The following is a 21,435-nucleotide window of genomic DNA, read 5'->3' as shown; positions in this document are numbered from 1 at the left end:
AAAAACGATTCGCTTATCGCATTAAACCTTTATTTAATTATGTTAAAACTAACGAGATTCCTGTTATGTCTTACAGGCATGCTATCTCTTGCATTAATGCATCTGCCGGCAAATGCCCAGGGACAGATAAAAGTGGAAGGACGTGTTGTGGCCTCAGGGGATGAGGCACCGCTGCCGGGTGCTACTATTGAAGTAAAAAGTACCGGAAAGAGGACCGTTTCTGACGTTAATGGTGTTTTTACCATTGATGTTCCGGAAAAAGGCGGCACCCTGCTGGTGTCCTTTATAGGTTACAAATCAATAGAGACAACGGTTACAAAACCCGGCGCATTGAAAATTGCGCTCGAAGCGGCCGAAGCCAGCACCGATGATGAAGTGGTGGTGGTGGCCCATGGTACACAGCGCAAAAAGGAGCTTGTGGGCTCTGTTACCAGCATCAACCCTGCGGAACTAAAGATCCCAGCCAGCAACCTTACCAATGCACTGGCGGGTAAACTGGCAGGTATTATTGCCTTCCAGCGAAGCGGTGAGCCGGGTGCCGATAACGCCGACTTTTTTATACGCGGTGTAAGTACGTTTGGAGAAAGTTACCGTTCCTCCCCATTGATCCTCATTGATAATATCCAGGTAACAACAACGGACCTGGCACGGTTACAGGTGGATGATATTGCCAGCTTCTCTATCTTAAAAGATGCTACAGCGGCTGCCTTGTATGGTTCCAAAGGGGCCAATGGCGTTATATTGATCACCACAAAACAAGGTAAGGAAAGTAAAGTAAATGTTTCGCTGCGGTTTGAAAATTCCAGGTCGCAATCTACCCGCAATGTGGAGCTTGCGGACCCCATCACCTATATGGAACTGGCCAATGAAGCAGTATTGACCCGCAACCCCTTAGGTGGCTTGTTATACTCAAAAAACAAGATCGAAGGAACGGTGCTGGGCACCGATCCCGTGGTATATCCCGCTACAGACTGGCAGAAAATGCTGTTAAAAAAAGCAACAAACAACCAGCGGTTTAACCTGAACCTGAGCGGGGGCGGCAAAGTGGCCCGCTACTATGTTTCCGGTGGATTGAACATTGATAATGGTATTTTAAATGTAGACAGGAGAACGAATTTTAACAGCAATTCAAAACTCATGTCCTATTCACTAAGGAGTAATGTAAATATTAATCTTACGCAAACAACAGAAATGATCGTGCGGCTCTCCGGTGCCTTCGATGATTATAATGGCCCGCTGTCTGGCGGTGCGGATATATTTGGAAAGATCATGCAGTCCAATCCTGTTATGTTCCCGGCCTATTATGAGCCTACAGCCGAAACAAGGTTTGTAAAACATATCATGTTTGGTAATGCGGGAAATGCGCAGTACAATAACCCCTATGCGGAGCTGCAAAGAGGTTATAAATCCTCCAACCGCTTTGCCCTGAATGCGCAGATAGCGGTAAACCAGAAACTGGAGTTTATTACCAAGGGCCTGTCTGCCCGTGGTTTGCTAAACCTGCAGCGTAATGGAGCCTTTTCCTTAACCAGGGCTTATAATCCCTTTTACTATTTAGCTACTAACTACGACTACGCTACCAAACATTATGACCTGTTGCCTTTGAATATGGAAACCGGCTCGGCTGCTCCGCAGGGCACTGAGTACCTGGATTATAAGGAAGGAGATAAAACGCTTTCTGCGGATTTTTATAGTGAAGTGGCGCTGGATTACAGAAGAGAATTCAACACGGTACATAGCCTGAGCGGTACCCTGGTGGGTATTGCAAAAAACAGCACCAGCGGTAATCCCGGCTCACTGCAAAGCTCATTACCCTTCCGTAACCTGGGTCTTTCAGGCCGGGTATCTTATGTATACGATAGCCGTTATGCAGCGGAATTCAACTTTGGATACAATGGCTCAGAGCGCTTTGCCCGGATCCATCGCTTTGGTTTCTTCCCGTCTGCGGGTGCGGCCTATACCGTATCTAACGAAAAATTCTGGGACGGTATCAAGCATGTGGTCTCAAAATTGAAATTGAGAGCTACCTACGGTTTAGTGGGTAATGATAATATCGGGTCTGCCGCAGATCGCTTCTTCTATCTGTCTGAAGTAAATATGAATGATGGCGGAAGAGGGATGACATTTGGTACCCTCAAGGACTTCTCACTTTCGGGCATCAGCATCGGCCGGTATGCAAATGACCAGATTACCTGGGAGCAGGCTGCTAAAACCAACTTTGGATTTGAAACCTCTTTCTTTGGTAAGTTAAATCTTGATGTGGATATTTACCGCGAGAAACGTACCAATATCCTGATGGACCGGGCCTCTATCCCAACCACGATGGGGCTTTCCGCTACTACCCGTGCCAATGTGGGAAAAGCACGTTCGCATGGTGTAGATGTAGCAATGGATTACTCACAGCAGATCAACAATAAGTGGTGGGCCAAGGGAATGGCCAATTTTACCTACGCCACCAGCGCCTTTGATGTATATGAAGAGCCGCAATACAAGGAGTTGAATATGCTGCATCCCGGGCATTCGCTTTCGCAGCGCTGGGGTTATATAGCGGAACGTTTGTTTGTAGATGATCTGGATGCGCTCAACTCTCCCAAACAGAGTTTTGGCCCTTACGGCGGTGGAGATATCAAGTACCGGGATGTAAACGGGGATGGAAAGATCACAACCCTGGATCAGGTGCCCCTCGGGTATCCTACAACACCGGAGATTGTATATGGTTTTGGAGTATCAACCGGGGTTGGAAGGTTTGATTTTTCGGTATTCTTCCAGGGCCTGGCCCGCGAATCTTTCTGGATTGATGTGAACGCAACTTCTCCCTTTGTTGGCGAGCAGCGGCAGTTGCTGAAGGTTTGGGCTGATAATCATTGGAGCGAAGACAACCAGAATATCTATGCGTTATGGCCGCGTTTGGGAGTGGAAGCAAGTATGAACAGTATGGGTAAGGCATCTCAGAACGACCCGCAGGTAGCCAATACATGGTTTATGCGCAACGGTGCCTTGCTACGTATCAAATCTGCAGAACTGGGCTATACCCTGTCCAGCAACCTGATGAACCGGCTGCATTTTTCAAATGCCCGTTTTTATGTGAACGGCCTCAACCTGCATACGTTCAGCAAGTTTAAACTCTGGGATGTGGAAATGGGGGGCAATGGCCTGGGATACCCCATCCAGCTGGTATTGAATGCCGGCGTCAACCTTACCTTAAAATAAAATTCAAAAAAGAAAATCTGTGGATATGAAATTTATAAAAATTCTGCCGGTAATCCTGCTCCTGGGATTTTTCTCCTGCAATAAATTTATGGACATTGTGCCGGATAATATTGCTACCCTGGACCAGGCCTTTCAGCTAAAGGTAACGGCAAAAAAATACTTATTTACCTGTTATTCCTATTTACCCAAACTGGGAAGCCCCAGCAGCAATTACGGACTGCTCGGAAGCCGGGAGATCGCTTCTCCCTATCCCGGGTCGCAGGCTCCGGGTATTCCTAATTCGATACTGGAACTCGGATACGATTACCAAAACACGGTAGAGCCCATCAACAATTACTGGGATGGTGCCAATGGCGGTATAGCGTTATTTCAGGCGATCCGTACCTGTAATATTTTTCTGGAGAATATCGGCAAAGTGCCGGATATAGAAGATGTGGAACGCAAACGGTGGATTGCGGAGGTAAAAACGCTTAAAGCTTATTATCATTTCCTGTTGCTCAGGATGTATGGTCCTGTACCCATTGTGCGGGAAAACCTGCCGGTATCGGCTGATGTGGAAGCCGTGCGTATTACCCGTGCTCCGGTAGATGAGGTAAGCAGCTATATTGCGCAGCTGATTGATGAAGCAACGCCGGACCTGCCGCCGGTAGTATACAACCAGCGCGAGGAACTGGGGCGCATTACGGCACCTATTGCGCTTGCTATAAAAGCCTATACGCTGACACTGAATGCAAGCCCCTTATTTAATGGAAATACGGACTATGCTGATCTGAAGAGCAAGGATGGCCAGGCATTGGTAAACACCACCGCCGATAACAGCAAATGGGCAAAAGCCGCACAGGCCTGTGAGGATGCCATAAAAGCCGCGCACAGTGCGGGGTTCAGGCTGCATTATTTCAATGCGCCCTTTGATCTGAACGCCATAAGCGATAGCTCCCGTAAGCTGATGGATATCCGCGGTGCGGTAACGGAACAATGGAACCCCGAGCAGATCTGGGTACTTACAAATAGCAGTACGGGTGAGTTGCAGCGTTTTTGCGCTCCCCGCAATGAAGTATATTCCTATACTTACTCCTTATGGGCAGCCAACCTCAATGCCTGCGAAATTTTCTATACCAAAAACGGCGTACCTATCAACGAAGATCCCTCCTGGGATTATGCCAACCGGTACACCGCCTTAAAAACGGTACCTGCCGAACAGCGCAGTATCATGAAGCCCAACTATACGACCTCCAGCTTTAATATGGATCGTGAGTACCGGTTTTATGCCGACCTGGTTTTTGATGGAGCCGCCTATTTTATGTCGCAGCGCCCCAGCGAAACCAATTTACTTTACCTGCCTACGCTTTGGGGATCCCCGTCTACCAGTGGTGGTCTTTCCAGGGTTTCATTTACCGGTTATTATCCCAAGAAACTGGTAAGCTGGAAAACCACCGGAAGCGGTAGCTCCTACACACCGGATTCTTATGCCTGGCCGGCCATCCGCCTGGCTACGCTTTATCTGATGTATGCAGAAGCTGTTAACGAAGCAGAAGGACCCGGTGCAAAAGCCTATCAGTACCTGGATTCTGTTCGGGCACGTGCCGGTTTGCATGGGGTAGTGGAATCCTGGGCCAACCACTCCCGCAATGCGGCCAAGCCCGCCACCAAAGAAGGGCTGCGCAGCATCATCCAGCAGGAAACGATGATCGAAATGATCTTTGAAGGAGAAAATTACTGGAATATGCGCCGCTGGAAACGGCTCGACCTGATGAACCGCCCCATTACCGGCTGGGACTTTCAGCAAAAAACGACCGCAGATTTCTATCGCTTAAAAACGATCTATACCCCGCATAATACCTACAGGGATTTCCTCGCCCCAATCAGGGAATACGCATTGCAGGTAAATCCCAACCTGGTACAAAACCCTTTATGGTAATTGTTTCATGATTTAATCTGATTTATACGATGATGAATAATAAAAATATTATACGAAGCCTGATGGCACTTCTTCTTACCGGATTCTTTTCCTGTCAGAAGCAAACCGGAACCAATCAGGAGCCGCTTTACAAAAGCGCAGAAAAGCCCGCCGCTGTTACCAATGTAAGAGTGATCAATATTGCGGGTGGGGCTCAAATCATTTATGATATTCCGCCCAACCCGGCCATCATGTATGTACAGGCCGACTTTATGATCAATGATCATTCAAAGCAGCAGGTAAAAGCCTCCTATTTCACCGACACCCTGGTGGTGCGCGGATTTGCAAAATCGACCGATTATAAAGTATCCCTGCGCACCGTGAGCCGTGGGGAAGTACTGTCGGACCCGGTGGAAGTGACGGTGCACCCCGATACGCCACCCTATCTTGCCGTTAAACAGTCGCTGCAGATCTATGGCGATTTTGGAGGGGCCAATATCCAGTATCAGAATCCTTCTTCTGCAGATCTGGCCATAGTTACGATGGTAGATACCACCAGCAAGCCCGAGTATGTGTATACCAGTTATTCCAAGGCCAGCTTCGGCAATTTTTCCATACGCGGATTTGGCGCCGGCGAACGGAGATACGGAGCCTGTGTAAGAGACCGTTGGGGAAATTTGTCGGATACCGTATGGACCAAGGTTCGCTCAATGAATGAAATCGAGCTGGACCGCAGCGTTATGAAGGCCCTGGTATTGCCCGGCGACCAGATCGCTTGTTGTGGATCAGACCTCAACGTGCCGCTGCGTAATGGTTACAAGGCAGGAGACTGGGCATTTTACGGGGTTCCCAATAACGGAAAAACCGATTCATTGCCCGAAAGAGTCACCGTGGATATGGGCAAGCCGGTAGTACTGAGCCGGATCCGGTACTATATGCGCAAAAATGGCGGCGCCGAATTCCGCAACGGTACGCTGAAATACTTTAAGATCTATGGCAGTATGAATCCCAACCCCAACGGGGCTTTAGATGAAAGCTGGACGCAGATTGGCGATGTATTTGAGCTGGTAAAGCCCTCCGGCCTTCCTTACGGACAGCTGGATGCAGCCGACCAGGCAGAAGTGAATAATGGTACCGAGTTTATTATGCCGCTGCCTGCCGTACCCATGCGCTATTTCCGGCTGGTGATCCTTCAGAACTACAGCGGTGGCAATGGTCTCGAAATGGCTTCTCTCAAATTTATGGGCGATTACCAGTAGCATTTTTTATTATTAAAATCAGTATATGAATTATAAATATTTTGCAGTCATTTGTACCCTTCTGGTGCTATGCTCCTGCACCAAGATGGATCATGAATACGCTCCTTATTTAAAGGATGGGGAGATTATTTACATAGGAACCCCTTACAAACTGGAAGCGCATCCGGGAAGGGGAAGGGTAGAACTGCAGTTTACCCAATCAAAAGATCCCAATATTGTTAAGTATATTATTTATTGGAATAACAAGAATAAAAGCCTGGAAGTACCGGCCGACAAAAGCAGTACCATACAGAAAGTAATGGTGACCAACCTTACGGAACAGGATTATACATTTGAAATTGTAGCAATGGATAAAGATGGCAACAGTTCTACCCCGGCTTCTGCATTGATCTCTGGTCCCTCATTGGGCGCTAATTATGAAGGGCAGCTGTTTACCCGGAGCGTTACAGTCACCAACAGCAGAAAAGGCATGTCGCTTGCTTTTGTTTCTGTGGATACCACCTGCAAATTTACCGTGGTAACCTATCGGAACATTGGCGGCCAGCTGGTGCAGAAAAAGATCGCCAACATGGCGGCATTAATGGATACATTGGTGGATATCGATCCGCTGGCAGCATCGGTAGACCTGAGAACGGCTTATGTGCCGGTAAAAGGGATCGACACTTTTTATGCGCAAAAAACAGAAACGATGAGCCTGGCCGCAGGCCGCTATGTATGTACGGGCACCATGGTGGATGTTACCAGTGCATCGTTAACCGGCGCCTACCCCTGGAACGTGACCCTGCGCCAGGTGGGCCCCAGAACACTGGAACTCTATGATGAGGATTATACAAAGGACGTGTACCACTGGATTAAAAGTGGAACCAGCAATTCTAACTACGGTCAGTTTGGGGTGGTATTTAATCTGGATGACCAATACAATGTCATCAGCGTTGTCAATAAATATGGCCAGCCTTCGGGCAATAACCGCGCCGGCGAGCTGGATCCCTCCGGCATCAATAAATTTGATCCCGCAACCAAAGTCCTGAAGGTGAAATACTGGATGAATGAAAAGGATGCGCACCGTACTTCCTTTGATGAGGTGATGACGATGAAATAGGAACATTTTCGAATAGGCAAGGCAATTTGTTTGAATTGCACAGGGGTTGCGCTTTTGCGCAGCCCCTTTTTATGAGCAAAAAAGCATCAGATATTGTCAAAACTGTATCGGTTGGTTTGCGGTTTTTAAATGAACTTTATTGTGATATGTTTGCATTCTTTTAATGAAGTTGTTTAAACTTCAATGATGAATAAAAGTAATTGTATTTCCCGCAGATTTACGCCAATTTTTTGCGCAGTCCCGAACCTTCGGGATCACAGAAAATCAATCAGCGGGAATCAGCGGTATATTGAATCTGCCCAAAATCAGCGGGAGAGGTTAAACAAATTATTTCTGTAGCATAAAATGAATATACTATGGCCCAAAAAAGTACCGTTTCCAGGAGATCGTTTCTGTCTTCAGCTACCGCATTATCGCTTCCATTAGTAGTGGGCGACCTCACAGGTCTCCGCTGGCCGGGCACAAAGCTAAAGCATGTGTGCATCGGTGTAGGCGGTATGGGTTGGGGCGACCTGCAAAATTTTAAGCAACATCCGGATGTGATGATTGTTGCACTGTGCGATACCGATGCGGCAAATTTAAAAAAGGCTGCCGAACTGTTTCCGGAAGCGCGTACTTATAACGACTGGAGGGTGCTTTTTGCAAAAGAAAAACACCACTTCGATTCTGTAAACGTATCCGTTCCTGATCATAATCATTATATCATTGCGATAAATGCCATAAAGCTGGGTAAGCATGTGTATTGTCAAAAACCCCTCTGTCATGATGTGGCGGAAGTTCGCGCACTTACCAGGGCATCGGTAAAAAAAGGAGTTGTAACACAGTTGGGAACGCAGTATGCATCTGGTAAAGGCGACCGGACCGCCGTTCAGTGGATTAAAAAAGGGCTCATTGGAAAGGTACAAAAAGTGTACCTCTGTTCCAACAGAAGTGGTATTGAGGCCTACCGGATTGAGGGGCCAAGACCATCATCAGCCACCCCTGTGCCGGAGGGTGTAAACTGGGAGGTATGGATTGGGACAGCGCCCATGCGCCCTTATGCGGCAGACATCTATCATCCTGCTAAATGGCGCTCCTGGCAGGACTTTGGAACAGGATGGTCCGGCGATATCGGTTGCCATATTTTTGACGCCGTATGGAAAGGGTTGGGGCTTAAAGCTCCGCTTTCGGTAAAAGCTGAAGTGCAGCCATCCTGGCAAAAAAGCCCCGCAAGGCGGGCCGATACCTGGCCGCAGGGAAACCATATTACCTGGCAATTTCCCGGCAATGAATTGACGGAAAAGGAAACCCTGCAGATCGAGTGGTTCGACGGGCAATTTTACCCACCCCTTGAAGTACAGCAATTGTATAACGGAAAATACCCCGAAGAGTGTGCCCTGTTGGTGGGTACAAAAGGCGCATTACTGATCCCTCATCAGTTAATGCCGGTATTGTTACCGGAAAATCAGTTTAAAGATCAATCACCTCCAATGTTGGAAGACCGTAACCACTACCATCATTTTGTAGATGCCTGTTTAAGACGGGTGCACAATGAATCTTATTTTGCACAAACGGGCCCAATGACGGAGGCCATATTATTAGGGACTATTGCCATCCGGGTGCCGGATACCCTGCTGGAGTGGGATGCCGCTAAAATGCAGTTCCCCAGTTACCCCGCAGCAAATGCATATATAAAAAGACGATACCGGAAGGGCTGGGAGGCGCCGGAACTTTAGGATTTAATCCCATGCCGGTACTGATCTGTTTTATGGGTGCATAACATTCTTACAAACTTGTTTGGAGTCAGGCTTTAACCGCAAGGTGCGCCAGGAATACGCGAGGTTCGCAAAGATATTTAATAGTAGCCCGCCGTTACGGGTATTGCGCATTCGTTGCGTACTTTGCGGCAAAAAAAGGAACACAAATGCCGATGTTTGAAGCATTTTTCTTGGAGTCGGGCTTTAGCCGCAAGGTGCGCCAGGAATACGCGAGGTTCGCAAAGATATTTAATAGTAGCCCGCCGTTACGGGTATTGTGCATTCGTTGCGTACTTTGCGGTAAAAAAAGGATTACGAAAAATGTTATGCGCCCTATTTTATTCGTGGCAGAAATAACAAAATAAAACCGTAGTTTAACAACGTAAATTGATCACTTAATTAAAGGAATATGAATGGTAGCAAATGGGTATTGAGCCTGGTCTTTATTTTATGCAGTCAGTGGATCCATGCGGTGGAGTTGAAAACAGCTTCCACTGCCATTGTTATTAATGACAAGGGGTTTTACACTTCTATCAAAGTGGAAGGAAAGGAAATTATCGGCGAGGGCGCATACCCCCTGATATCGGCTGTAAAGAACGGGCAGATCCTGCTCCCAAAGGCATTGAAGGCAAGTGGTGATAAATTCCTGGTGACCATGGAGGATCAGCAGGTAATTGAGCTGCTGGTAAGGCAGCAACCGCAGGCCATTACATACGAAGTCAGTAAGATCAGCAGCAGTTATAAAGCGGTTGTATTTGGCCCGGTAAAAGTAGCACCTCATGAAGTGGTGGGGGAAGTGGTAGGGGTTGCCCAGGGGGGAGATATTGCTTTTGCCATGCAGGCGCTGAATATAAAGACCAATGGCGGCATTCCGCAGGAATATGCGGCGGCCTATGGCTCCCGGTTTAGCTATGCCGGCAGCAATACAGACCTCTCGGTTTCGAGCACCCCCTATTTCCATTTTGCGGTAGCCGATACAAAGGAAGGCGCCGTATTTCAGTTATCGGCCCGGAACCGTTCTGAGCAGGAGTACCGAAAGGTAAACCAGGTCGAAAAAGCCCTGGTGCTTCCGGTGAGCGGCACTGAAGGTGCTATTGCGGGCGCCAGAATTGCACTGTTCGGAGACCGGCGCAGCCGGATCCTGGACCGGATCGGCAAAGTAGAAACCGAGCAGGGACTGCCGCATCCGATGATCGAGGGGGAATGGGGCAAAGTGTCGAGGGGAGCCATGCGCTCTTACCTGATTACCAATTTTTCGGAACCGGATCTTGATTTTGTCCTGGATAAAACACAGCGTGCAGGATTCCGGACCCTGTACCATCCCGATCCGTTCAGAACCTGGGGGCATTTTGAGTGGAATCCTTCCTTAACAAAAGAAGGTGATGCCGGCATGAAAGCGATTGCAGAAAGAGCTTCAAAAAAAGGGATCAAAATCGGCGTGCATACCCTGTCCAACTTTTTAACCACCAATGATGCTTATGTAACGCCGGTTCCCAGTAAAAAGCTGCTCAAACAGGGGCTGTTAAACCTTACGGGCAGTATCGATGATATACAAACAACACTGGAGGTCGAAGCTTCTGACCTGTTTTCAGTGCCTCTTACTTTAAACGCCCTGCAGATCGGCAATGAGCTGATCACTTTTGGAAAGGCGGAAAATAAAGACGGCCGGGTCATACTTACCGGCTGTACCCGGGGCGCATTTGGCACACAGAAAGCCCGGCATGAAAAAAATGAACCTCTATACAAGTTATGGGACTATCCGTACCGGACCCTGTTTCCCGACCTTGAATTGCAGGATGAATTTGCGCATCGCCTTGCTGATGTTTTTAATAAAACAGGGATTAAACAAATCTCTTTTGACGGTCTCGAAGGCTGTATGTATACCGGTCAGGATTACTATGCCACGGCGCGGTTTGTAACCCAATATTACAACGGGCTTCAGGACAAAGCGGATATTATTAATGATGCCAGCCGTCTGGATCATTATCTCTGGCACATTCATACAAGGATGAACTGGGGCGAGCCCTGGGGTGAAGAAATGCGTAAGGGGCAGGTGGCCAGCCGGATCAAGAACCAGGAGTACTTCAGGAGGAACCTGTTTCCGCGGATGCTGGGATGGTTCCTGGTAAGATTGGCGGAACGTAATTTTGAAGCCACTTCCCTTGAGGACCTGGAATGGGCCCTGTCGGAGTCCGCGGGTTTTGATGCCGGATATGCAATGAGCATCAATATGAAAACATTGAAGAACCACGGGCAGATCGACCAGTTGCTGGAAGCGATGAAGAACTGGGATGCATTGCGCTATGCCAATGTATTTACAGACGATCAAAAGAAGCGGTTGAAGGACCCCGAAACAGAATGGCATCTTGAAAAAAAGGATGATAAAAATTTCCTGTTGTACCCCCTGTTTATTTCTGAACGGTTCCGTTGCAATTTATCGGAGATGCAGCCCGGGCAGCCGGGCGGGGCCGACTGGTCCTGGAAAAGCCCCGAAGAAAGCAGCTTTGCACTGCGGATAAAGGTGGAAGGCGAAGGGGCCATTGCCAATCCCTCTTTTACCACGCCCCTGGGAGTGGTAAAGATCGAAGGCAAGCTGGAGGCCAACCAGTACATCCTGCTCGATCACCAGGGCAGGGCCACCCTAACGGATCAAAATTATAAACTACTGTCGGAACTGCATGTTCAGGGCAAGGCCCTGTTGCCCAAAGGCGCATCCGGCGTGTCCTTTGCATGTGAGGTGGCAGGGGACTCCAAACCCGATGTGGTTGTAAGGTACAACACCCGGATGACCCCTGAAAAAATAAGCAAGCCGTAATGAATGGATACATTCTGTGATGAAATTTGATCAATTGCCGGAGGCATTTTGAAATAAACAGGGTTGCGTAATTGATGACGATATCGCAGCCGGAAAGTTGAATACTTTCCATGGCAATAACAACGCGCCCTGTACGGCCGGATGCGCCACTTAAAATGAATTGGGTAACGCTTCCCATAGTTTTAAATTTTTAAAATGCATCAATATTGTTTAATTACATAAAGTTGGGGAATTAAAGCGCTGTTTCATTTTTTTGATCCCTTCTGATCCCTTGTGATCTCTTCTGACCCCTCCTGACCTCAAAATGCATGTTTTCTGTATCCTTTCTGTATCCATTCTGTATCCGTTCTGTATCCTGGCTGTATCCTGGCTGTATCCTGGCTGTATCGTTTGTATATCGGTTGGCAGTATACAAGTGATGATAATAGGTGGATCTCCTCCCCGGCTATAGTTCGGAAACCTGGATAAATTACAGTTTACAAACAAGCTTGAAACTGCCCTGCAAAAAAAACATCAGGGCTTGTCAATATAAATGATGTTCATTCCGGCTCCTTTCGGCATCTTTATGCCCGAAATGATTGCAAAAGCAGGAACATCGGCCCCCCACTTTTAGGGGAAGTTGAAATAACTTCAGACATTGTATATAAAAAACTGCATCAAATGAACCGAAATCCATTAATGAGGATCTTGTTCTTCGGACTGCTGGCGCTGACCACATCGCATCTTTGTGCTCAGTGGGATTTTAAAACCGATTATTTTAAGATCCGGATCAGCAACAAGGGCTTTATTACCAGCATGAGCAATAATGCGGCCGGTACGCATCGTGAATTCAGCCCTGCAAACCAGCCATCGCCGCTGATGCAGTTATATGACGGCGCCAAAAAAATCTATTATGAACCGGTAAAGGCATCGTATAAAGCAACGGAGAAGGTACTAACGTTAACTTATCCCAACGGCTCCGTGGCACGTATCCGGATGGCGCTGCAGCAAAAATATTTCAGGCTCGAATTGCTGTCCCTTTCAAAACGGGAAGGGATCGAAGCGATCCAGTGGGGGCCTTATGCCACTACTATTGATGAAAAGATTGGGGAAACCATTGGCGTAGTACGGGATCGTGAGTATGCGATCGGCATCCAGGCCTTAAATATTAAAACACTGGAAGGCCTGCCGGCAGGTGATGATGCAGGGGGCTTTTTTATTCATCCGCTTCCGGGGCAGCAGGTACCGGACTCGGTAAAAGCAATGATTGGTAAAAAGATCAGGGTAGATGTCAATAAAACCGGCGATATGCCGGAGTACGTCCGGTTTTACCGGGGAACAGCTGCGGTAAAAAAAGACTATGGCAGTGAGCTGCGCTTTTTTTCGAGGGATTACAGGAAAGCGCGCGTCATACCCGTATGGGAGGGGCCGGATATGCATAAACAATATGTAGAACCCATTGATGTGGATTTTACAGGATCAGCCATTGCCCTGTTCGGATGCCCCGAGCCGGTTACCCTGGATGTTATTGAGAAAATTGAATTGGCTGAAAAGCTGCCCCACCCTGAGCTCGATGGCGTTTGGATCAAACGGTCGAAAGTACCGGGCCAGGCCTATCTGCTCAATGAGGGAGATCCGTATAAAAGTATTCAGTATGCAAAGGAAGCAGGATTTAAGTTGATTCATCTGGGCGATTTTTTTGAATCATGGGGGCATTTCGGACTTAAAACAAAACGCTTTCCGGGCGGGGCGGCGGATATCAAAAAGGCAACGGATTTTGCGCGCGGGCAGGGGATCGGGTTGGGGGTACACACCCTTACGATGTTCACTTCCGCCAACGACCCGTATATTACTCCTGTCCCCAGCGACAGCCTTTGCAAAACAGGCAGCAGCCGGTTATCAAAGGCATTGGATAAAACCGGCAGGGAAATTTATATTGATGACCCGGTCTATTTCCGGTATGCCGGCAGAACGCGTACGGTAAAGATCGGGAAAGAGCTGATCAATTACCGCAGCGTTTCTTCTGAAGCGCCCTGGCGGTTGCTCGATTGTCAGCGGGGCGCGTTTGGAACAACGGTGAGTACCCATGGGCAGGGCGATGCGATCGATAAGCTGACCAATAACGTGTACAGCGGATTTTATCCGGATATACATCTTCAGCAGCAATATGCAAAACGACTGGCAGAAGTATGTAATGAAACGGGGATCGACCTCATGGATTTTGACGGCTTTCCGCATGGAGCGGCTTCACCAACAGGGCACGATCTTTATGCCGCCGGGCTTTTTATTGATACCTGGTACAAAAATCTGGACCGTTACCGCCTCAACTGCGGAGCGGGAGCATTTCATTACTCCTGGCATATTCTCTCGTTTATGAACTGGGGAGAGCCCTGGTACAATGCGCTCCGGGAAAGCCAGGTAAACTATCGTATAGAAAATCAGCGGTATTTTGACCGCAACCTGATGCCGGGAATGCTGGGCTGGTTTTCCATGACGCCCAATTACCGGCCCGAGGAGATCGAATGGATACAGGCAAGAAGCGCCGGGTTTAATGCCGGCTACCTAATGCGGATTGATGGAAGCGTTGAAAAAAGCGGCTTCAGGGATCAGCTGTTTAGCGCCATCCGGGAATGGCAGGAAGCAAGAGATGCCAATGTTTTTTCGGCACAGCAGCGGGAGCGGATGAAAGATCCTAAAAATGAATTTCATCTCGAACGGCAAACGGAAAAAAGCTGGGCGCTTTATCCCATAAAGCTAAGCCGGGGCTTTCAGCATCAGTACCGGGAGGTACAAACAGGCGAGCCTTTGGAAAGCAGCTTCCAGGTGGTGAATCCATTCGAAAAACAGTCGCTCCGGTTTTATATAACAGCTGTACCGGTTCAAAATGATCCCGGTGCAACTGTCTCTCAGATCCGGTTAAAGGTTAATGGCTATCAGACCCTCACGCTTGATGTGGAACTCAGGGCCGGAGAACGGATCTATTGCGATGGTAAAAAGATTTACCAATGCGATAACAACTGGAACAAAATAAAAGAGCTGAATAGCGGAAGCATCCCTGTTTTGGAAAAGAACAATAATGAAGTACAGGTTGCGGCCGCATTCAGCAGCGCTACAGCGCCTAAGTTGGAAATTGAATTTAAATCAGCAGGCGCCGCAGAAATAGTGAGCCGCTAAAAAAGAAAATTGTATCAAATGGACCGACATTATTTAAAACGGATTTTGTTTTCAGGCGCACTGGCGTTAACCACATTGCATCTTTGCGCCCAATGGGATTTTAAAACCGATTATTTTAAGATCCGGATCAGTAACCGCGGCTTTATTACCAGCATGAAAAACAGTACGGTTAGTCCCCAGCGCGAATTTAGTCCGGCAGACCGGCCCTCGCCGCTGATGCAGTTATATGACGGCGCCGGAAAAATCTATTATGAACCGGTAAAGGCATCGTATAAAGCAGCGGAGAAGGTACTAACGCTGACTTATACCAACGGGTCGGTAGCGCGTATCCGGATAGCACCGCAGCAAAAATATTTCAGGCTGCAATTGCTTTCGCTTTCAAAGCGGGAGGGGATCGAGGCCATCCAGTGGGGATCCTATCATACCAATATCACCAACCTGATGGGGGAGATTATTGGTGTGGCAAGGGATACCAGCGCTGCGGTAAATTATGCCATCGGAATGCTGGCGCTCAACGATAATACCCTGGGTGGACTGGCCACCACAGTGGGAGATGCGGCTCCTTTTCAGTACATCATTCACACACCAGATGCCAAACGCTTTCCGCTGCCCGACTCCCTGCACGAAGGGCAGGTCTTTAGCCTGGGTGGCAATGGCATCAGCGATGTAGCCTTCTATGCGCATAAAGAACCCTGGTACCGGATCCTGTATGGTGATGCAGCGCAGATCGATAAAGCAGGCCGGATTTCGGTATCCTATCAATCCAGGGACCGTTCCGGAAAACGCGAAGTGTTTTTTTCGCTGATCCCGCACATGGCGGCTAATATTCCCAATCATATTGATGTGCAGCCCCTGCCGGGAGTGGATTATATCGGCTCTTCCGTGGCCTTATGGGGCAGCCCGGATAGTACGGCACTGATGGATGTGGTACAAAATATCGTATTAGCAGAAAAACTGCCCTACCCAACTATCAATGGCAAATGGGTCAAAGATCCGGCTGCCTTTGTTCCGGATGCGCTCACCGCCGGGAACCTCAACGATAGCATCATCTCCTATACCAGCCGGCTGGGCTTTAAGGCCATCAGCTTGTACGACCAGGGTTTTTTAAGGCCCAATCGGGGAAATGAAGGGTATATCGACGGGAAGCATTTTGAGCGGAAGCCGATAAGAATGACCAGTGGCAACCTGTCGCACAAAGCCTTTTCCGAACTGGCGGCAAAAAAGGGGATCATCATCGGGCGAACGCCCATTACGAATTCACTGGCCCCCGGCACCATGGACGCCAGCCCGGTACCCAGCGATAGCCTCTGTTACCAGCAAAAGCGGCTGCTTGCAAAGAGCATCAATGCAACGGATACGATGATCATTGTGGATGATCCCCGGTATCTTGAAGAGATCGCCAGCTGGGAAGGGCATTGCGCCAACCTCAATATGATCAAAATAGGAAAGGAGCTGATCCATTATTTAGGCGTTTCGGACAAGCCGCCCTACCGGCTGCTGAATGTACAACGCGGGTACTGGAAAACAACGCCGGCAGATCACCCGGCAGGAGATACGATCTACAAGCTCCAGGTAACGGTTAACTATGGTTACGATGGTATTATTCCCAATATGCAGCTGCAGGATGAAATTGCAAAGCACTATGCCGATGTATGCAAAATAAACGGGCTGGCTTATTACGATTTTGACGGTCAGGAATTCCTGTTTAATAACGGCCATGGGTATTATTCAACAAAACGGTTCTTTCATAAAATGTTTGAACGGGCAAAGGCGCTGGGGGTACCCTATATCCGTTTTACGGGGGCAACCCTTTCAGAAGGCTCCTGGCATTACCAGAGCATCTGGAATGTAGGCGGCGGCAAAAATCTTTATGATGTGGACACAAGGGAATGGGGGAGCACCACCAGCCAGGGCAAGGACCTGCGGGATGTGACCTATGCCAATTTTTTCCCGGTGGGTATGGGCGGTAATTTCCCGATCGGGAAAAATTCAACGGTAGAACAATATGAGCACGTGCAGGCTATTTCGGTGGGCGTGGGTACCACCTATAGCCTGAGGCTGAACCAGAAAGATGTAGAGAGCTGTCCGCAAAAGGAAGCGATCTTCAGTGTGATCCGTACCTGGGAAGATGCACGGGCGGCCAATGCCTTTCCGCGCTGGGTAAAAACACTCCTTTCAGACCCGGCTAAAAGCTGGCGGCTCGAAGCCGGCGCTGATAAAAATACCTGGACTTTATACCAGATGATTAACGGAAATAAAACAAGATCCATTCTGTTAAAAAGAGCAAAGGGGTATTAATTCAATGAAATTGTTTAAACTTTTTATAGAATCAGGATCTGCGCAGGGGATCCGTGGTGATCTGAAGGAAATACAAAGGGGGCTCAGAAGCTGTTTAAATTTTCATTATTAAAATTCCGTATAACAATCATTAAGGCCCTCAAAAACCATTAAGAAGTTAAGAATCATTAAGAGCTACGGCTACTAAACTATTCTTAATGCCTTAATGGTTTTTAATCCTTCTATTTGTAAACGGCTTCAAAAAGTTCAAATAACTTTATAATACAGACAAAAAATGAAACGGTTACTTAAAGGGATTTTACTCCCGGCAATATTGGTATTGGCAGCGCAGCCTCTTTTTGCCCAGTGGAATTTTAAAACCCATTATTTTAATATTCACATCAATAATAAGGGCTATATCACCAGTATGAAAAACACCACGGTAAAGCCTGCCCGCGAGTTTAGCCCTGCTGATCAGCCCTCTCCATTGTTGTCGCTTTATGATGAGGAAATGAAACGCAGTTATTATCCGCAAAAAGCGGGTTATAATAAGCGTACAGGGGAGCTCCGGCTGGAGTATGCAAACGGATCGGTTGCCACCGTGCAGCTGGAAGAAAAAGGGAAATATATTAAATTGAAATTGGCGGCGCTGGCGCCCCGTAATGGTATTGGCGCCATCCAATGGGGCAATTATTATACCTCCATCAGCAATCTCCTGGGCGAAATGATCGGTGTGGCAAGAGATACGTCTGCCGCCGTTTCTTACGCAATCGGCGCCCTGGCGCTGAACGATAATACCATTGGCGGTGAAGCGCGCTATACATCGGAAACGGGAGCTGGCGGCTATATTGTACATTCGCCGGACCCGGTGAACCATCCGTTGCCTCTTGAGATGCACGAGGGACAGCAGTCTACCTGGGGTGGCGATGGGATTAATGATGTAGCGTTTTACAACCGGAAGGAGTCGTACTACCGCACCCTCTATGGAAATACTGCGGGAGTGGATTATAACGGACGCATCAATATCCGTTATTGCTCGCGCGACAGGCGCAAAGGCAAAATGATTTTTTCTCCTGAAGGGGTTCCGATAATGGCTAATAATGAGCCCAACCATCTGATGCGCCAGGATGTGCCCGGGGTAGACTATATCGGGTCTTCCATCGCACTATGGGGAAGTCCGGACAGTATTGCATTGATGGATGTAATACAGGATATTGTTTTGAAAGAAGGATTGCCGCATCCTGTTTTTAAGGGCCGGTGGGTAAAAGACCCCACAGCTTTCAAACCGGATATGACCACCTACGGCAATCAATATGACAGTATGGCTTCTTACGCCAAACAGATGGGTCTGTATGTTATTCATGCTTATGATCATCCCTTTTTAAAGCCGGATCGCGGAAACGGCGGCTATCTGGATGGGCCGGCCAATGAACGGAAGCCATTTCGTTTAACCACGGGCAATCTTTCACACAGGGAGTATGCAGATGTACTGGCAAAAGATGGTTTGATATTGGGAAGAACCAGTATTACCAATTCCCTGGCACCGGGTACCAAAGATGCCAGCCCTGTTCCATCGGACAGTATTTGCATTCAGCACCGCCGCTTTTTGACGGCATCCTTAACGGCTGCAGATACGCTTATTTATATTGATGATCCCACACACATGGAAGAAATTGCCTGTTGGGAAGGGCATACCAGGGAATTGAATATGGTCAAGATCGGGAAAGAGCTCATTCATTATCTGGGTGTATCCTCCCAAAAACCGTATCGCCTCTTAAAGGTTACCCGCGGTTACTGGAACACCAGGCCGGTTGCCCATTCAAAGGGAGATGCGGTTGATAAATTGCAGGTAACGGTGGGAGGCTCCTATCAGGGATTGGTGCCCGGTTTGGAATTACAGGATGAAATTGCCCGTCATTATGCGGATATTGCAGCTCACAGTGGTTTGGGTATGTTTGATCTGGATGGTCAGGAATTCCTGTTTCACAACGGTTTTGGCGCTTATTCGGTAAAACGTTTTTTTCGTAATGTATTTGCGCAGGCAAAAAAATACAACCTGCCGGATATCCGTTTTACCGGGGCAACCCTTTCGGAGGGATCCTGGCACTACCAAAGCATCTGGAATGTGGGCGGAGGCAAGAATATATATGATGCGGACCTGCGCGTCTGGGGAAGTACCACCAGCCAGGGAAAAGATTTACGGGATGTAACCTTTGCAAATTTCTTCCCGTCTTCTTTTGGAGGTAACTTTCCGATCAGGGCCAATTCTACCGTAGAGCAATACGAGCATATTGAGGCCACGGCTATTGGTTATGGCGTTACCTATGCTTTAAAGATCGGGCAAAAAGATGTGGAGAGCTGTCCCCAAAAATATGCCATTTTTGAAGCGATCCGCACCTGGGAGGCAGCGCGTACGGCCAATGCATTTCCCGGCTGGCTGAAGCAGCAGCTGCGCAACCCTGCTAAAAGCTGGAGGCTGGTTGCAGGGGCGGATAAAGATACCTGGACTTTATACGAGATGATTGATGGGGCAAAAAAACAGCCCATTGTTTTGAAAAGGGCGAAGGGGTATTGATGAATGCAGGGGATATTGAATTTTATGTTCCGGCGGGACCGTTCATGGTATCGTGTTTGGGAGCCGCGATGGCTACATAACCGTACAGGACCGCATAAATTATTGGTATGATCATTTACAGATGGCTTATAGCCGCGGCTTTTTTGTATACCGGAGTGGCCGGCGCACAAAATAAACAGTTGCTTGCAAAAAAGATCCTTGCCGATAGCCGGCTGGATACGGTAAGCGCAATGGCCGGATCTTTACTGGCCCGGGGCTTTGCCGCAGGGGATGGATATCCCCAGGTTTGGATAAGGGATCTCAACACATTTATTGAAACTTCCTGCAAAGTGTATCCTGTTGACAGTATCCGTAAATACCTGCTTACCTTTTATGAGCTTCAGCAGCCCAACGGGGAAATTGTTGATGGGTACGTACTAAAAGGGCATGTAACCTGGAACGATCCCAATATTTATACCACGGAAATGGATCCGCTGCATGTAGGGTTTAAAAACACGGTAGAAACGGACCAGGAAACATCACTGATCCAGGCTTTTGGGAAGTATATCCGCATAACCGGCGACACGGCTGTTTTACAGGAAATGATCGGGAGGAGAACGGTTTGGGAACGCATGAAAGCATCTGTTGATTACCTGGTGAAACACCGGTATGCTGCCCGGTACGGGTTGCTGACGGGAGCCACCACGCAGGACTGGGGCGATGTACAGATTGAAGGGGGCGCAACGGTTGATGTGGACTCCAATACGCATTGGACCGTGGATGTATACGATAACGCTATGTTTGTACTGGCGCTCGACAACCTGGTTGCATTTTCCACTACAGCGGCAGAAAAAAATAAATGGAGCCGCTTAAAAGAACAGACCCGCAGCAACATCCGCAAATATCTCTGGGATAGCCGGCGGCATAAATTCATTCCGCACCTTTATATTAAGAATAGCCCCTTTCCTCCGGGGTTTGATGAAAATAAGATTTTTTTTCACGGGGGTACGGCGGTGGCTATTGAGGCGGGACTTTTATCCGGGGAAGAGATCAGATCGGCCAATGCCCAAATGCTAAAAAATGTAAAGCTTTCAGGAGCACCCTCCATTGGCCTTACCCTGTATCCGCCTTATCCGGAGGGGATCTATAAAGGCTCCAACGCTTCAAAGCCTTATATTTACCAGAATGGTGGCGACTGGACCTGGTTTGGCGGCCGTATGATCCAGCAATTGATTGCTCATGGTTTTGTACAGGAGGCTTATGATGAAATGCAACCCATGATCAACCGCGTGATCCGGAATAAACGATTTTATGAATGGTATAGTGTAGATGGAAAACCACAGGGCAGTGCCGACTTCAGGGGGAGTGCAGGTGTGCTGGCAAAGGCGATCACCATGTTGCGCACATGGGCATTAAAAAATAACCGATAATTCAG

At 48.2% G+C, this 21,435-nt stretch carries 10 protein-coding genes; all 10 read left to right on the top strand.

Annotation, left to right across the window (positions count from 1 at the left end):
- Positions 1–39 precede the first annotated feature (39 nt).
- The 10 genes from GGU45_RS00870 (at position 40) to GGU45_RS00825 (ending at position 21,430) form a co-directional block, all read left to right on the top strand.
- The gene (locus tag GGU45_RS00870) at positions 40–3,210 is read left to right on the top strand and encodes a SusC/RagA family TonB-linked outer membrane protein (protein ID WP_435221152.1); all 3,171 of its coding nucleotides are present in this window, start codon (positions 40–42) and stop codon (positions 3,208–3,210) included.
- A 25-nt stretch (positions 3,211–3,235) separates the two neighbouring features.
- Positions 3,236–5,128, top strand: coding sequence for a RagB/SusD family nutrient uptake outer membrane protein (locus tag GGU45_RS00865; RefSeq protein ID WP_435221150.1), 1,893 nt, complete (start codon positions 3,236–3,238; stop codon positions 5,126–5,128).
- Between the two features lie 29 nt (positions 5,129–5,157).
- Positions 5,158–6,366, top strand: a complete 1,209-nt coding sequence (locus tag GGU45_RS00860; protein WP_435221148.1) for a DUF5000 domain-containing lipoprotein — start codon at positions 5,158–5,160, stop codon at positions 6,364–6,366.
- A gap of 25 nt (positions 6,367–6,391) precedes the next feature.
- A complete protein-coding gene (locus tag GGU45_RS00855) occupies positions 6,392–7,465 on the top strand; it encodes a DUF4998 domain-containing protein (protein WP_435221146.1) in 1,074 nt (357 codons plus the stop codon).
- Positions 7,466–7,821: 356 nt separating this feature from the next.
- Positions 7,822–9,180: a Gfo/Idh/MocA family protein gene (locus GGU45_RS00850; protein WP_435221144.1), complete on the top strand. Its 1,359-nt coding sequence runs from the start codon at positions 7,822–7,824 to the stop codon at positions 9,178–9,180.
- A 430-nt stretch (positions 9,181–9,610) separates the two neighbouring features.
- Entirely contained in the window at positions 9,611–12,016 is a 2,406-nt protein-coding gene (locus GGU45_RS00845) for a hypothetical protein (RefSeq protein ID WP_435221142.1), read from the top strand.
- A 660-nt stretch (positions 12,017–12,676) separates the two neighbouring features.
- Complete coding sequence (locus tag GGU45_RS00840) at positions 12,677–15,169, top strand: hypothetical protein (RefSeq protein WP_435221141.1); 2,493 nt, start codon at positions 12,677–12,679, stop codon at positions 15,167–15,169.
- Positions 15,170–15,187: 18 nt separating this feature from the next.
- The gene (locus tag GGU45_RS00835) at positions 15,188–17,467 is read left to right on the top strand and encodes a hypothetical protein (RefSeq protein ID WP_435221139.1); all 2,280 of its coding nucleotides are present in this window, start codon (positions 15,188–15,190) and stop codon (positions 17,465–17,467) included.
- 274 nt (positions 17,468–17,741) lie between these two features.
- The gene (locus GGU45_RS00830) at positions 17,742–20,021 is read left to right on the top strand and encodes a hypothetical protein (protein WP_435221137.1); all 2,280 of its coding nucleotides are present in this window, start codon (positions 17,742–17,744) and stop codon (positions 20,019–20,021) included.
- Positions 20,022–20,128: 107 nt separating this feature from the next.
- Positions 20,129–21,430: a GH36-type glycosyl hydrolase domain-containing protein gene (locus GGU45_RS00825; protein ID WP_435221135.1), complete on the top strand. Its 1,302-nt coding sequence runs from the start codon at positions 20,129–20,131 to the stop codon at positions 21,428–21,430.
- Positions 21,431–21,435 lie beyond the last annotated feature (5 nt).

The organism is Niabella hirudinis (genome assembly GCF_051201075.1).
GTDB lineage: Bacteria > Bacteroidota > Bacteroidia > Chitinophagales > Chitinophagaceae > Niabella > Niabella hirudinis.
This window is presented reverse-complemented; position numbering and strand designations above follow the sequence as displayed.

Excerpts from the sequence above, each read along its gene's own strand:
- GGU45_RS00870 (WP_435221152.1), top strand. The coding sequence starts at position 40 with ATGTTAAAACTAACGAGATTCCTGTTATGTCTTACAGGCATGCTATCT.
- GGU45_RS00865 (WP_435221150.1), top strand. The coding sequence starts at position 3,236 with ATGAAATTTATAAAAATTCTGCCGGTAATCCTGCTCCTGGGATTTTTC.
- GGU45_RS00860 (WP_435221148.1), top strand. The coding sequence starts at position 5,158 with ATGATGAATAATAAAAATATTATACGAAGCCTGATGGCACTTCTTCTT.
- GGU45_RS00855 (WP_435221146.1), top strand. The coding sequence starts at position 6,392 with ATGAATTATAAATATTTTGCAGTCATTTGTACCCTTCTGGTGCTATGC.
- GGU45_RS00850 (WP_435221144.1), top strand. The coding sequence starts at position 7,822 with ATGGCCCAAAAAAGTACCGTTTCCAGGAGATCGTTTCTGTCTTCAGCT.
- GGU45_RS00845 (WP_435221142.1), top strand. The coding sequence starts at position 9,611 with ATGAATGGTAGCAAATGGGTATTGAGCCTGGTCTTTATTTTATGCAGT.
- GGU45_RS00840 (WP_435221141.1), top strand. The coding sequence starts at position 12,677 with ATGAACCGAAATCCATTAATGAGGATCTTGTTCTTCGGACTGCTGGCG.
- GGU45_RS00835 (WP_435221139.1), top strand. The coding sequence starts at position 15,188 with ATGGACCGACATTATTTAAAACGGATTTTGTTTTCAGGCGCACTGGCG.
- GGU45_RS00830 (WP_435221137.1), top strand. The coding sequence starts at position 17,742 with ATGAAACGGTTACTTAAAGGGATTTTACTCCCGGCAATATTGGTATTG.
- GGU45_RS00825 (WP_435221135.1), top strand. The coding sequence starts at position 20,129 with ATGATCATTTACAGATGGCTTATAGCCGCGGCTTTTTTGTATACCGGA.